12 protein-coding genes are annotated in these 12321 nt (G+C 34.6%); 2 read left to right on the plus strand and 10 right to left on the minus strand.

The genetic code is table 11. From position 1 onward, the window contains the following. The first annotated feature begins 233 nt into the window (after window positions 1-233). A complete protein-coding gene (gene htpG / locus LS72_RS01900; RefSeq protein WP_034554260.1) occupies window positions 234-2120 on the plus strand; it encodes a molecular chaperone HtpG in 1887 nt (628 codons plus the stop codon). Here the strand turns inward: htpG and LS72_RS01905 are convergent. The 10 genes from LS72_RS01905 to LS72_RS01950 form a co-directional block, all read right to left on the minus strand. Next, window positions 2117-3184: a glycosyltransferase family 9 protein gene (locus LS72_RS01905; protein WP_034554262.1), complete on the minus strand. Its 1068-nt coding sequence runs from the start codon at window positions 3182-3184 to the stop codon at window positions 2117-2119. The genes htpG and LS72_RS01905 overlap by 4 nt on opposite strands. After that, on the minus strand, window positions 3181-3939 hold the full coding sequence (locus LS72_RS01910; RefSeq protein WP_034554263.1) for a glycosyltransferase family 2 protein: 759 nt from the start codon (window positions 3937-3939) through the stop codon (window positions 3181-3183). The genes LS72_RS01905 and LS72_RS01910 overlap by 4 nt, the downstream gene beginning before the upstream one ends. Further along, window positions 3932-4843, minus strand: coding sequence for a lipid A biosynthesis lauroyl acyltransferase (locus LS72_RS01915; RefSeq protein ID WP_034554266.1), 912 nt, complete (start codon window positions 4841-4843; stop codon window positions 3932-3934). Before LS72_RS01915 ends, LS72_RS01910 begins: the two co-directional genes overlap by 8 nt. Next, window positions 4840-5841, minus strand: a complete 1002-nt coding sequence (waaC, locus tag LS72_RS01920) for a lipopolysaccharide heptosyltransferase I (protein ID WP_138154925.1) — start codon at window positions 5839-5841, stop codon at window positions 4840-4842. The genes LS72_RS01915 and waaC overlap by 4 nt, the downstream gene beginning before the upstream one ends. Beyond that, complete coding sequence (locus LS72_RS01925; protein WP_034554845.1) at window positions 5835-7292, minus strand: Ppx/GppA phosphatase family protein; 1458 nt, start codon at window positions 7290-7292, stop codon at window positions 5835-5837. Before LS72_RS01925 ends, waaC begins: the two co-directional genes overlap by 7 nt. Continuing rightward, complete coding sequence (locus LS72_RS01930) at window positions 7292-7543, minus strand: YfhL family 4Fe-4S dicluster ferredoxin (protein ID WP_034554844.1); 252 nt, start codon at window positions 7541-7543, stop codon at window positions 7292-7294. The genes LS72_RS01925 and LS72_RS01930 overlap by 1 nt, the downstream gene beginning before the upstream one ends. A 58-nt stretch (window positions 7544-7601) precedes the next feature. Then, complete coding sequence (locus LS72_RS01935; protein ID WP_034554843.1) at window positions 7602-8204, minus strand: beta/alpha barrel domain-containing protein; 603 nt, start codon at window positions 8202-8204, stop codon at window positions 7602-7604. Beyond that, a complete protein-coding gene (glyS, locus tag LS72_RS01940; protein ID WP_034554842.1) occupies window positions 8204-10240 on the minus strand; it encodes a glycine--tRNA ligase subunit beta in 2037 nt (678 codons plus the stop codon). Before glyS ends, LS72_RS01935 begins: the two co-directional genes overlap by 1 nt. A gap of 124 nt (window positions 10241-10364) precedes the next feature. Next, window positions 10365-11294 carry a tRNA dihydrouridine synthase gene (locus LS72_RS01945; RefSeq protein WP_084590199.1) on the minus strand — a complete coding sequence of 310 codons (930 nt, stop codon included), beginning with the start codon at window positions 11292-11294 and terminating at the stop codon, window positions 10365-10367. A 179-nt stretch (window positions 11295-11473) separates the two neighbouring features. Further along, window positions 11474-11662, minus strand: a complete 189-nt coding sequence (locus tag LS72_RS01950) for a hypothetical protein (protein WP_138154927.1) — start codon at window positions 11660-11662, stop codon at window positions 11474-11476. Window positions 11663-11969: 307 nt separating this feature from the next. Between LS72_RS01950 and LS72_RS01955 the strand changes: the two genes are divergently transcribed. Further along, the coding region (locus tag LS72_RS01955) for a hypothetical protein (protein WP_138154929.1) at window positions 11970-12321 on the plus strand (352 nt) is incomplete at its 3' end.

The following is a 12321-nucleotide window of genomic DNA, read 5'->3' on the forward strand; positions in this document are numbered from 1 at the left end:
CCTTTATGTATGCGAAAAAATTAGAATTTTAGAGAATCCTTTGGAGGTATTTTACTAGAAAAGCACGCTTTTGCAAAAAGTTTGCGGTTATTTGTATAACTTTAATAGAGGATAACTCTTATATATTTATCAATATGTTATCAATAAAGTTTAGTTTATAACTATAAAGTTTGTTGATTTTTGAAACTTTCTTTGCTATAATGGCAAAAAATTTATAAATAAAGGAATGAATAATGGCAAAACATACTTTTCAAACAGAGGTTAATCAACTCTTGGATTTGATGATTCACTCTTTATACTCTAATAAGGAGATTTTTTTACGAGAGCTTGTTAGCAATGCCTCTGATGCGTTAGATAAACTGCAATACTTGACATTAACGGATGAAAAATTAAAGAATTTAAGTTTTACTCCAGAAATTCATATCACTTTTGATAATGATAAAAATATTTTAACCATTAGTGATAATGGAATAGGAATGAATGAAAAAGATTTATTGGATAATCTAGGCACGATTGCAAAGAGTGGAACGAAAAATTTTCTCTCTAAACTTAGTGGAGATAAGAAAAAAGATTCCGCACTTATTGGACAATTTGGAGTAGGTTTTTATTCCGCATTTATGGTGGCAAGTAAAATCATTGTAACGACTAAAAAAGCTGGAGAAAAACAGGCTTTTGCTTGGATTAGTGATGGAAGTGGGGAGTTTGAAATAGAAAAATGTGAGAAAGAAACCCAAGGGAGTGAGATTAAGCTTTATTTAAAAGAGGAAGAAAAGGAATTTACAAGTCGCTATCGTATTGAAGAGATTATTAAAAAATATTCAGACCATATCCCTTTTCCTATTTTCTTACATTTTGTAGAAACTAAAAGTGAGGGAGAGGGCGAGAATAAAAAGGAGATTATAGAGGAGAAAAGTGAGCAAATCAATAAAGCCTCCGCACTTTGGCGAGTAGCGAAAAAGGATTTAAAAGAGGAGGAATATAAGGAGTTTTATAAGAATCTTAGCTATGATTCTAATGATCCCCTTACTTGGATTCACACTAAAGTAGAGGGAAGTTTAGAATATACTACGCTTTTTTATATCCCCCAAAAAGCACCCTTTGACCTCTATAGGGTAGATTATAAATCCGGTGTTAAACTCTATGTAAAACGCGTCTTTATAACCGATGATGATAAAGAACTCTTGCCCTCTTATTTACGATTTGTTAAAGGTATTATTGATAGTGAGGATTTACCTTTAAATGTTAGTCGTGAGATTTTACAACAAAATAGAATCTTAGCCACGATTAAATCCGCTTCTACTAAGAAAATTATTAGCGAAATTGAAGATTTAGCTAAAGATGAGGAAAAATATAAAAATTTCTACCAAGAGTTTGGTAGATGTATTAAAGAGGGGGTTTATAGCGATTTTGAAAATAAAGAAAAGCTTTTAGAACTTTTGCGATTCCCCTCTAATAAAAGTGAGGGAAAAGAAATTTCTTTTAAAACCTATAAAGAGCGAATGAAAGAGGGGCAAAAAGCTATTTATTATTTGCAAGGTGAGGATTTAGAATTATTAAAAGGCTCTCCTTTGTTAGAAACCTATGCGAAAAAAGACTTAGAAGTTTTATTCTTTAGCGATGAGATTGATAGCATTGTTATGCCTATGGTTGGAGAGTTTGATAAGACACCTTTGCGTTCTATTAATTCTAAGGAAGCCTTAGAGGATTTAGGAGAAAATGCTATTGATGAAACCACAAAAAAGAAATTTAAAACCTTGTTAGAATCTTTTAGCAAGATTTTAGGCGATGAAGTTAAAGAAGTGCGTTTAAGCACACGATTGGTAGAAGCCCCCTCTTGTATCGTTGCTGACCCTGATGACCCTAATGCTGCGATGATGAAGATGATGAAACAAATGGGAGCTATGGGAATGGGTGGAGATATACCAGAGCCTAAACCTATTTTAGAGTTAAACCCTAATCATTCTATTTTGAGTAAATTGCTTTTAAGTAATGATGAAGCTAAAAATGCCGAGATTGCATTTTTGCTTTTAGAGGAGGCAAAATTACTTGATGGCAGTAAGCTTAAAGATGTGAATGCTTTTGTGAAGCGACTAAATGCCTTGTTAGAAAAAAGTATTTAAGGCTTTTCTCCTCTAAGTGGGAGCAAGAGAGGGTCTAAAAAGTCTTTTAATATCCTAAGTGCTAATTCTTCATTAAGCTTTGTTAAGAGACAATCACTTTTTTTGCTACCCTCACAACCATCCCTCCCACAAGGCACACAGGGAAAACTCTCTTGATAGACTAAATGCTTACCCATTCTTTGAATCCCATTTTTTTGTGTATAAGTAGAAGTAAATAAATCATTATCCCAAGGACCCCAGTGTATTGCCCCACTAGGACCAAAAAAGGCAAAAGTTGGCGTATTATTTGCCGCACTTAGGTGCATAATAGCGGTATCAACTCCAACAAAGGCTTTGGCTTTTGAATTTAGCAAAGATACTTCTGCTAGGGAAAGATTGTTTAGAAATTTAGGCTTATTTTGGCTAAGGTTTAAAATACTTTGCAGTTTTTCTAATTCTTGTTGATTACTGCAAGTTAAAAGGCATTCTATTGCGTAAGTTTGGGTGATAAAATCTATGATTTTTGCACAAAAATCATCACTTAGGGCTTTAAACATCCAACGGCTAAAAAAATGCAAATGGATAAAGTTTTTTGGTATTTGAAAGTTTGGTAGCTCTTGACTTTTTGCTGCTTGCACCTTTTTGGTAATAATTGGGATATTAAGCGCCCTTAGGGATTCTAAATTATTATCTATGGTGTGTTGGTATTTTTCTTGGAGATTATGTGTGTAGATAGGTCTAGCCCAAAAGGCTTTTGGGCTAAATCCAATCCGCATTTTTGCACCGCTAACAAGGCTTAAAAAGGCACTTCTCTCACCACTTGTTAAGCTTATTACTATGTCATATTTTTCGTCTCTAATCGCCCTTAAGAGTTTAATCCCATATTGGAGTTTTTGGAATTTTCCCGCTCTTTTGAGGATGTGGATTTTGCGGATATTTTGGTGGGGTAAAATCCCCTCTGTGCCATCATTGACTAAAACATCAAGAATGCTAGATTCTCCAAAATGGATTTTAAGGTTTTCAAAAAGAGGGGTAATAAGCAAGGTATCCCCTATATTACGCAATTTGATAATTAGAATTTTCATTTTTTCCCTTGATTAGCTTCATAGAGTTTAATATATTTCCAAAATGCACTTTGTGCGTTATAAGAGGCTATCACAAAACCTTCATACCCCTCTAAGAATCCTTTTTGCAAGAAGTAGTTTTTAAAAAAGCACCAAAGGCAATGCAGGAGAGCTTTTAGCGGAGAGCTTTGCTTTTTACCCGCAAAATCTTGTGCGTAGAGGGTTGTGTATTTTTGCATTTTGGCTAAAAATTCACTAGTGTTTTGGTAGGGATAATGGGAGATATAACCTTGCAGGGGAATAACCTTTAGGGGTTTAGGGCTTAGGGAGATGATTTTTTCATGCACAGCAGAATCATCAAAGTTTGCATTGTGTTTATAATAGATTCCACAAAATCTATCTGGATACCAACCGCAGCTTTTAATATGCCGATGATTGAAGTAGTTTTTCACAGCATAGCTATAACAAAAATCCTCTTTTAATTCTTTCTCTAAGAGTTCATCAATAAGCTCTTTTGAGGCAATCTCATCACTATCAATAGAGAGTATCCAATCATTTTTAGCTAACTTACTGCCTAGTCTTTTCATCGCACCAAACCCTATAAAATCGTGATGATAGATTCTAACATTGCTAAAGTTTTTCGCAATTTCTAGGGTTTCATCCTCTGAACCATTATCTAAAATCACAATTTCATCGATTTTACTAAGGGCTTGTAAAACTTCTTTTAAAAGTCGTTGGGAGTTTTTGGTTAGGATAACTGCAGAGATTTTATTCATCGCTCCTCCTATAAATTTCTTCATATTGATTTTTGAACTTTTTATGGAACCAAAGCCATTCTTTGGGATTTTCTCTTATGAATTGCTCTAATATATCACTTTGAATTTGTGTAAGATTATAAATATCTGCTTTGATGTTTTCGCTTTTTTGGTATTCAATGGGGGGCAGGATTTTGATAAGAATCTTTTTGTAATCTTTTGAATAAGAAGCGAATGAACATACAATTTTTGCATCAAACTTCCTTGCTAAGATTGAAGCAATGGGAGTGTGGCGAACTTTTTTGCCAAAGAAATTTACCAATTCCCCCTCATTTTCTGCGGTATTTTGATCGGTTACTATCCCTATAACCTTGTCTTTTTTTAAGGCTTGTATAAGATGCTTTGCCGCACCATTTTTATCAAAGATGGATATATTAAATTGGGATCGCACTTTTAGCAGATATTCATTAATAAGTGGATAAGGAGTCATTCTAGCAATGGCGGTAATGGGGTGATTGAAATAACAGGTAAAAGCGGGGGTTGTGTATTCCCAATTCCCAAAATGTGCAGTTACTAATATAATGCTCTCTCCCTTGTGGAGCAAGTTATTAATAATTTCTGGCTTATCAATTTCAGCCATCTTTAAAATATGCTTTTTATTGCATACTCCTAGCATAAAAAAACTTATTGTGTTATAGACTAGATTGAGGTAATTAGTCTCTAGAATTTCTTGTTTTTGCTCTTGACTTAGGCTATTGTTATAGGCAAAATCAAGATTTGCTAATAAATCAAATTTCCTTTTTTTATCAAGAAAGCAAAGCAAAGAAGCCATACATAAAGCAAGATTAAATCTTAAAAAATGGGGCATATAAAGAAAAAAAACGCCTAATAATTTTAAAAATCCAAAAAATAAAAATCTTTTCATTGACTAATCCCTAAAAGATTCTTCGCTTGATTAAAAATTTCTTGAGGGGGGATAAGGGTGATACTATAGTCTTTTTTATCATAATTAGGATGAGGATTCCCACTAAGGGAGAGGTTTTTATCAGTATTTAAGCCAAATCTTTGTGCGGGGGTTGCTCCAAAGAGTGTGATAGAGGGGCGATTAAAAGCCCAGCTTAAATGTGTGATACCTGTATCACCCCCTATAATTAAATCCATTTGGGGTAGGATAGCTTTGATTTGCCCTAAATTCAGATGAGATAAGGTTTGAAAATCTAAGTTTTTATCCGCATTAACTTTTTGTTTGTGGCTAAGTAGGAGAGGCTTAATACCTACGATGTTAAAAAGCCTAACAAGCTCTAAAAACGAACTTTGAGGATAAGTTTTATTAGGTTTTGAAGTCTCTAGCACCAATAATACCTTTTTGCCCTCTATAAGCAGGGGGGATAGATTAGAATTACTTGCAAGAAAAGTAGGGGGATGTAGTAGGGTTTGGAGTGTAGGGATTGTAAGGTTAAAAGCACTAAAGGCTAGGGTGGCATTGCGTAATAAGATATGTTTTTCATAAGGTATAGAGACTTTTTGTGTATAAAAAAAAGAGGCTAAAGGCTCTTTAATGCTTTGATAATCAAAACCAATGAAATGTTGGGTGGTTAAGCATTTCCCTATAAGAGCGGATTTGATTAAGCCTTGTAAATCAATGACATAATCATAAGATTCTTCTTTAAGGGATTGATAAATTTTTAAGAGATTCTTAGGTTTTCTCTCTTGCAGACTTTGTTTGATAGGCAGGGCGATAAGCTTGTGGATATAAGGGGATTGTTCTAAAATTTCATAAAAGATTGAATCAACATACCAATCAAAGATAGGTTGGTATTTCTCACTAAGTGCAGAAAAAAGAGAGGGCAAAATACTTGCACTATGGATAATATCCCCCATAGAGCTTAAACGAATAAATGCAATTTTTAGCGGTTTTAGCATAATTTTAAAGAGAGGGTAGGTGGGGTGAGGAGTTTTTTTAATTTTTCTTTTAAAATATAAGAGAGTTCTTGGTGCTCTATACACAAGCTCAAGTGATGATTCTCCTCCACCCAAGTAAAGATAAAGTCTTTAGGGTTAGGGTTTTTACTAAGTAGATTAGCTAAGGCAACAAACAAACAGAGATATTGTAAAATCTCTAAGGGTGGTAGTAATTGTTGATAAGGATAGTCATTAGGAAGTTTTTTGTTGTTGTATTGGGTAAGGAATGCAATAAGCAATCTATCTTGATGCGTAAGCCCATAATTAAGTGCATTAAATAAAATGTAATTGCTATGCCTATGCTTTTCATAAAAATTTAGTGCCACCCCTACATTGCAAAGCTCTGTTGCGATAAGTAAATGCGTAGCAAAACTTTGGGGGATGAGATGAAAGCATTTTTGGGAGATGAAAAGCTTAGAGGCAAGGAATTTAGCGTATTTACAAAGCTGGGTATTGCGGATAAATCTATCTTTGATATTACGCACACTAGGATTAAAGTTTGGAGGAAAACTGGTTTTATTGTTTAATAAATCTTTTAAAAACACTCCCTCTCGCACACCAACCCCGCTTGTAACAACCTTTTTAGCCCTAAAATGCTCTAAGATAAGATGAAAGATTAAACTCCCGCTTTGTATAGAATCTAACCTATCCTCTTTAATGCCTAATTTGTGTAATTCTTGGGTTTTGGTGTTATAGATTTGTTGGATAAAATCTTTATGTTCTAAAAAGTCGTATTCAAAAGCGTGTAGGGTTGAGAGGGGGTATTGGATTTGCTTTTGGATAGCTTTGCTAATAGCCCTTGCACTTCCACCGATACCAAAAACCCTTGAATGCTTAAACCGATCGGGGAGTTTTTGTAAATGTTTTTGAATAAAATCATAAGCCCCTTTGTAATCGCCTTTGTCTAAAAAAAGCTCTTTTAAGCGAATAGTTCCTATATCTAGTGAGTAGGTATCAAGGATTTTATGCTTTTCAATCAACGCACACTCTGTGCTTCCACCGCCTATATCAAGAGTAATCCCGCTATCATAAGGCAGAAGATTAAGAGCGGCTAAAGCCCCTAAATACGATTCTCTATCCCCATCAATAACCTTGATATTTAAGCCAATTTCTCTAGCTTTTTGTAAAAGAATGCTTTTATTAGGGGCATCGCGCACCGCAGAAGTAGCTACGCAAAGAATCTTTCTTGCTTTATGCAGCTTTGCAATCCATAAAAAGCTTTTTAAAGCGTTAATGGCTCTTTGTATGGGTTCATCTTGTAAATACCCATTATGTTCATAAGAGTTTTCAGAGATTCTAACCTTGCTTTTAGATTCATAGAGTAGATGAAAACCAAAATGGCTAGTCTTTTCAAAGATAGCCATTCTTGCAGAATTTGAACCAATGTCAATAACTGCTGTTATTTTTGCCATTAGTCCTCTTTGTGGATTTGAAAATGCTTAAACTTTAGTTCTTCAAGGGTTTCTATATTATCAGGATCTGTTACAATAGCATCAACAGGACAAACAGACAAACAAGCGGGTTCATCATAGAAGCTATAGCATTCTGTGCAAAGCTCTGGGTCTATGATGTAAAAGGGATCTCCTTCCTCAATAGCCTCATTAGGACATTCCTCTCTACACGCATCACAAGCGATACATTCCTCATTTATCATAAGAGACATAATCACTCCTTATGTTGAAATAAGAGAAGCTTTTAACTAAAAAAATCTAAAAATAAGCTTAATCACTTAGGATGAAACTATCAATTCCTTTATGGCTAGAGGTGGCATAAGCTAAGATGATTTTATTATTAGGGATAAGCGGGATAAGGTCTATATCCTCTATCACAAGCATATTAGCCCCCGCAAAAATAGCCTTTGTTAAATCCTCTTTAGAGTGGACAAAAAAAATACTTTCTAATCCAAGCTTAAGGCTAAAATCACTTAAAGTTTTAAGGTCTCTTTGGGAGAGTATAGCCGCTCTTAAAGCAATGCAATCTGCACCATAAACAAGGGATTCTAAGATTTGGTAAGTATCAATAATGGGGGCATTAAAGACAAGGGGTAAATGGATATATCGGCGTATATAGGTAAGGTTTTCTAAGGAATCTAAGAGTAAGGCACTATGGTGTTGGGCTTTGCTTATAGCAATTTCTAAGAAATCCTTAGAATCTGGCAAATGGTAGAGGTTTTTGGGTGTGAAAGTTTGGGTTTTTCTTAAGCTCTCACTAATAGGGCGGGGTTGATAGGGGGTATAAGCTAGGCTTCTACCTAACCACTCCTGTGGATAATTGCGTTTTTTTTGCTCTATTTGCTTTTGTAGTGCTACTAAATCAAATTCCATCAAAAGCTAATCTCTTTAATATCTGCAATGTTTAAAAACGCTTTGTAAATTCTTGCAATAAGGTGCTTGCGGTTGTTTTTAAAGTTTTCATCAGGAGCATTAACAAGCACCTTATCAAAAAACCGATTTAAAAAGGGAGCAAGGTTTAAAAGCTCTTGAAGATAGTTGGCATAATCCCCTTGATACCCCCTTGCTTCTATTTGACAAAAGTTCTTATAAAGCGTTATTTCCTCACTAGCCACTAAATATTCTTCTTTTATTTCTAACTTAGAATCTAAAGCGACTTCTTTGGTGATATTGCCAAGTCGTTTAAAGGTTTGGGTAAGCAGGACTTTATCTTGCGTATTAAGGGTTGAATTTAGGGCTTCTAGCTTCCGCTTAATCTCTACAATATCCCGCTCACCTGTGGCAAGAGTAGCCCTTAATAAAGAGGGATTAAAGGATAGGAGCGATTCTAGCCGCTCATACAAAAAAGCCTCTAAGGGATTAATGCCAAAGGGTTGATAAAGTTTGCTACAAGCTTGCAAAACTTCTTGAAGATTGACTGAAAGGTTAAAATGCAAGAGGATTTTAAGTATGCCATTAGCTGCTCTCCTTAGTGCAAAAGGGTCTTTTGAGCCACTGGGGATTTTATGAATACTAAAAAGCCCTAAGAGATTATCAAGCTTATAAGCAAGGGCTACAATTGCACTATAAATATTACTAGGGAGGCTGCTCTCCTCGGCATTAGGTAAGTATTGCTCTTTGATGGCTAAAGCGATGTTTTCCCCATAGCCCAAAGATTTCGCATAATAATAACCCATACTTCCCTGCAATTCTGTAAATTCATAAACCATTTCACTCATTAAATCCGCTTTTGATAAACTAATAGCGATATCTATAAGCTCTATATCTGCAGTATCTTTGAAGAGATTCTTAGGCAAGGAAGCGATGAGAATCTTTGCAATTTCCCGCTCTCTTTGTGTCTTATCCCACATAGAGCCTAAGCCCTCTACAAAAGTTATATTTTTAAGCTCACTGCTCTTAAAGCCATTTTTTAAATCATTATGATAGAAAAATAAAGCATCCTCTAACCTAGCGCTTAAAACTTTAAGATTCCCTTCAATAATTCTTGTAGAATCTTCACTTAAAGAGTTAGAAACCATAATAAAGCCATTATAAAGCTCGTTGTCCTTATGGGTTGGGAAATAACGTTGATGCACTTTCATAGAAGTGATGATACAAGGGGGTGGGAGTTCTAAGAAATGCTTAGAAAATTGCCCTAAAAGAGCGGTTGGGTATTCCGTGATACTTACCACTTCCTCTAAGAGTGTCTTATCAATCTCTACTTTGATCTGGTGCATTTGCTCAATTTGTGCAATTTCCTCTAAGATTTTAGAGCGTCTATTCTTAGGGTTTAAAAGGACTTTGCCATTCTCTAGTGTAGCAAGATATTCTTTGACATTCTTAACTTCTTGGGGTTGGTAGCTAAGGCTACGATGGACAAAGGTTGCATTGCTAGATTCTACACCATAGAGATTAAGAGGAATGAGGGTCTCATCTATAAGGGCTAAAATCCACAATATAGGGCGGATAAAGCCCTCCTTTAACATTCCCCAACGCATAGTTTTACCAAAATCTAAGGAATGCAAAAACTCTTGCGTAATGCATTGCAAAAGCTCTTTAGCCTCTTTGCTTGGGGCTTCCTTTTTGCAATACAAAATCTCCTTGCCCCCTTTAAGAGTGGTAGAAACTTCCTCTTGCGTAATTCCGCATTTTTTAAAGAAGCCTAAAGCCGCTTGTGTGGGTTTGTCCTCTTTATAAGCAATCTCTAAAGGGGGTCCAAAAAACTCTAAAATCTCTGCCTTTTGCATAAGCGGAAAAGTATAGGAGAGTAGGACTAATCGTCTAGGGGTATAAAAAAACTCAAAATCACAATCTAAGCGATAATCCTTTAGGATTTTTGCAAATTTATTTTTAATATTAGGGAGTTCTCTTAAAAGAGGAATAGCCGGAAGTTCCTCTGTGCCTATCTCTAAAAGAAGTGAAGTTGTCATAAATTTCCTTATACCTTAAAAAATGTTGAAATTCTAACAAAAATAAACCATAAAAAGCTTTAAAGCAACCTATTTTATCTATACCAAAGTCAAGGTTAGGCGTTGGTAGGTTGCCTTAATGCTCTTAGCCATTTTCAGATTCACTAAAGCTTGTGCGGTTAAAAAACTCTAAGATACACTCCCGTATTTCTTGAGGATTAGTTAGGGTATTGATGATATTCCTAAACTCACCCGCTCCCTCTAAGCCTTTAGAATAGGCGTGGAGATTTTTGCGGAACATAATAGCCCCATAATCTCCCCTAAAGGTTATGCTCCTATCAAAATGTTCTAAAGCTACCCCTCTCCTTAAGGCAATACTCTCCTCTAACCCCTCTTTAATCTGTGTAAATATCCAAGGCTTCTGTATCGCTGCTCTCCCTATCATTAGCCCGTCTGCACCTGTGAAATCTTTCACTTCTTTAGCAATCTCTGGAGAGCTTATCTCCCCATTAGCAATAAGGGGACATTTTAAAATTCCTTTCATCGTTTTTATCGCCTCATAATCGATTTTTTCTTTCCTATAGCCATCACTCCTAGTGCGTCCGTGAACAACCACATAATCAATAGGGCAGTCATTGAGTGCATTAGCAATTTCAAGAGGGATTTTCTTATCAAATCCTAATCGCACTTTAACGCTTAAATGCGGTATTTTGCTAATTTTTTTTAAGAATCTTAGGATAAGCGTAAGTTTATTAAGATCTTTTAAAAGAGAGCTTCCACTCCCGTGGCTTGAAACCTTTGGGGCTGGGCAACCACAATTTAAATCAAGAATCTGTATAGAATCTAAAGTATTTAAAAACTCCACCGCCCTTTGAATAATCCCTAAATCATTCCCGGCAATCTGCAAGGCAAAGGGATTTTCTAGCGGAGATTTTTCTACCATTTTCATCGTTTTTTGATTCTTAAAAGCTAGAGCATAGACACTAATCATTTCACTAACAGTAATATCTGCCCCAAACTTTTTAACCACCTCCCTAAAGGGCAAATCGGTATATCCCGCAAGTGGTGCTAACATTAGGGTATTAGGAGATAAGATAGAATTTTGCAAAAACAACCTTTAAAATTTTTGTAATCTTATCAAAATAACTAGAACCTTTAGCCTTTTTAAAGTAAATTTTAGCTATAAATTCCCTAATAGCTACATAAATAACTACATACAAAAAAAGAGGTTGCAATATTATGCAAAATATTCTATTAAATAACAAGCATTATACCCTGCGGGGGGGGGGGCAATAATATTCCTCTAAGAAGCCAAGTCTTACATTCTAAAACAAATTCTAAAGTCAATGCTAAAACTGCAAATACTATAACTTTACAATCCCATACAAAAGATTCTACTTTAGAATCTAATTCCTTAGATTCTAATCTTAACTTTGTAATCAATCCTAAGTTTTTAGATTCTAATCTTAATACAAAGGCTATGAATCCTAATGCTTTAGATTCTAAGAATCATCTTAATTCTGAACCCTTAAAGTTTAATTCCTTAGATTCTAACCCCCTAATCCTTAATAGATTAATTTCTCAATTCCTTTCTTTAATAAGACATAGAAATAATAAAATATATTCTTTAATAAGAAATAACAATATTATAAATATATGTTATAATTTATTCAGTAGTATTAAAGTAAATATTCTTAATAAAAGCAATAATGGTTTTATTGCTCAAAGACTAATACAAGGAGAGTAACCAATGAAAAACCTTAATCCATCTAATAAAGAGATAATCGTTAAATCCTATACAAAAGATTCTACTTTAAAATCTAAAAGTAATCCTAAAGCTTTAGATTCTCAAAGTTTTTATTCTAAGACTTCTAAAGTTTTAAATCCTAAACTCTTAGATTCTAATCTTAATACAAAAGCTATAAATCCTAATGCTTTAGATTCTAAGAGTAATGTTAAAGTTTATAAAGATAATCCTAATGCTTTAGATTCTCAAAGTTTAATTCCTCAATTATTTAATCCTAAGTTTTTAGATTCTAATTCTAATCTTAAACCTCTATACTCTAGGATTAATGTTAAAACATATTCTAATTTGTTAAATC

It is taken from the genome of Helicobacter apodemus (assembly GCF_000765745.2).
Lineage (GTDB): Bacteria > Campylobacterota > Campylobacteria > Campylobacterales > Helicobacteraceae > Helicobacter_D > Helicobacter_D apodemus.

What these genes read in the sequence shown, in the direction of transcription:
- htpG (WP_034554260.1), top strand. Translation starts at nt 234, where the DNA reads ATGGCAAAACATACTTTTCAAACAGAGGTTAATCAACTCTTGGATTTG.
- LS72_RS01905 (WP_034554262.1), bottom strand. Translation starts at nt 3,184, where the DNA reads ATGAAAATTCTAATTATCAAATTGCGTAATATAGGGGATACCTTGCTT.
- LS72_RS01910 (WP_034554263.1), bottom strand. Translation starts at nt 3,939, where the DNA reads ATGAATAAAATCTCTGCAGTTATCCTAACCAAAAACTCCCAACGACTT.
- LS72_RS01915 (WP_034554266.1), bottom strand. Translation starts at nt 4,843, where the DNA reads ATGAAAAGATTTTTATTTTTTGGATTTTTAAAATTATTAGGCGTTTTT.
- waaC (WP_138154925.1), bottom strand. Translation starts at nt 5,841, where the DNA reads ATGCTAAAACCGCTAAAAATTGCATTTATTCGTTTAAGCTCTATGGGG.
- LS72_RS01925 (WP_034554845.1), bottom strand. Translation starts at nt 7,292, where the DNA reads ATGGCAAAAATAACAGCAGTTATTGACATTGGTTCAAATTCTGCAAGA.
- LS72_RS01930 (WP_034554844.1), bottom strand. Translation starts at nt 7,543, where the DNA reads ATGTCTCTTATGATAAATGAGGAATGTATCGCTTGTGATGCGTGTAGA.
- LS72_RS01935 (WP_034554843.1), bottom strand. Translation starts at nt 8,204, where the DNA reads ATGGAATTTGATTTAGTAGCACTACAAAAGCAAATAGAGCAAAAAAAA.
- glyS (WP_034554842.1), bottom strand. Translation starts at nt 10,240, where the DNA reads ATGACAACTTCACTTCTTTTAGAGATAGGCACAGAGGAACTTCCGGCT.
- LS72_RS01945 (WP_084590199.1), bottom strand. Translation starts at nt 11,294, where the DNA reads ATGTTAGCACCACTTGCGGGATATACCGATTTGCCCTTTAGGGAGGTG.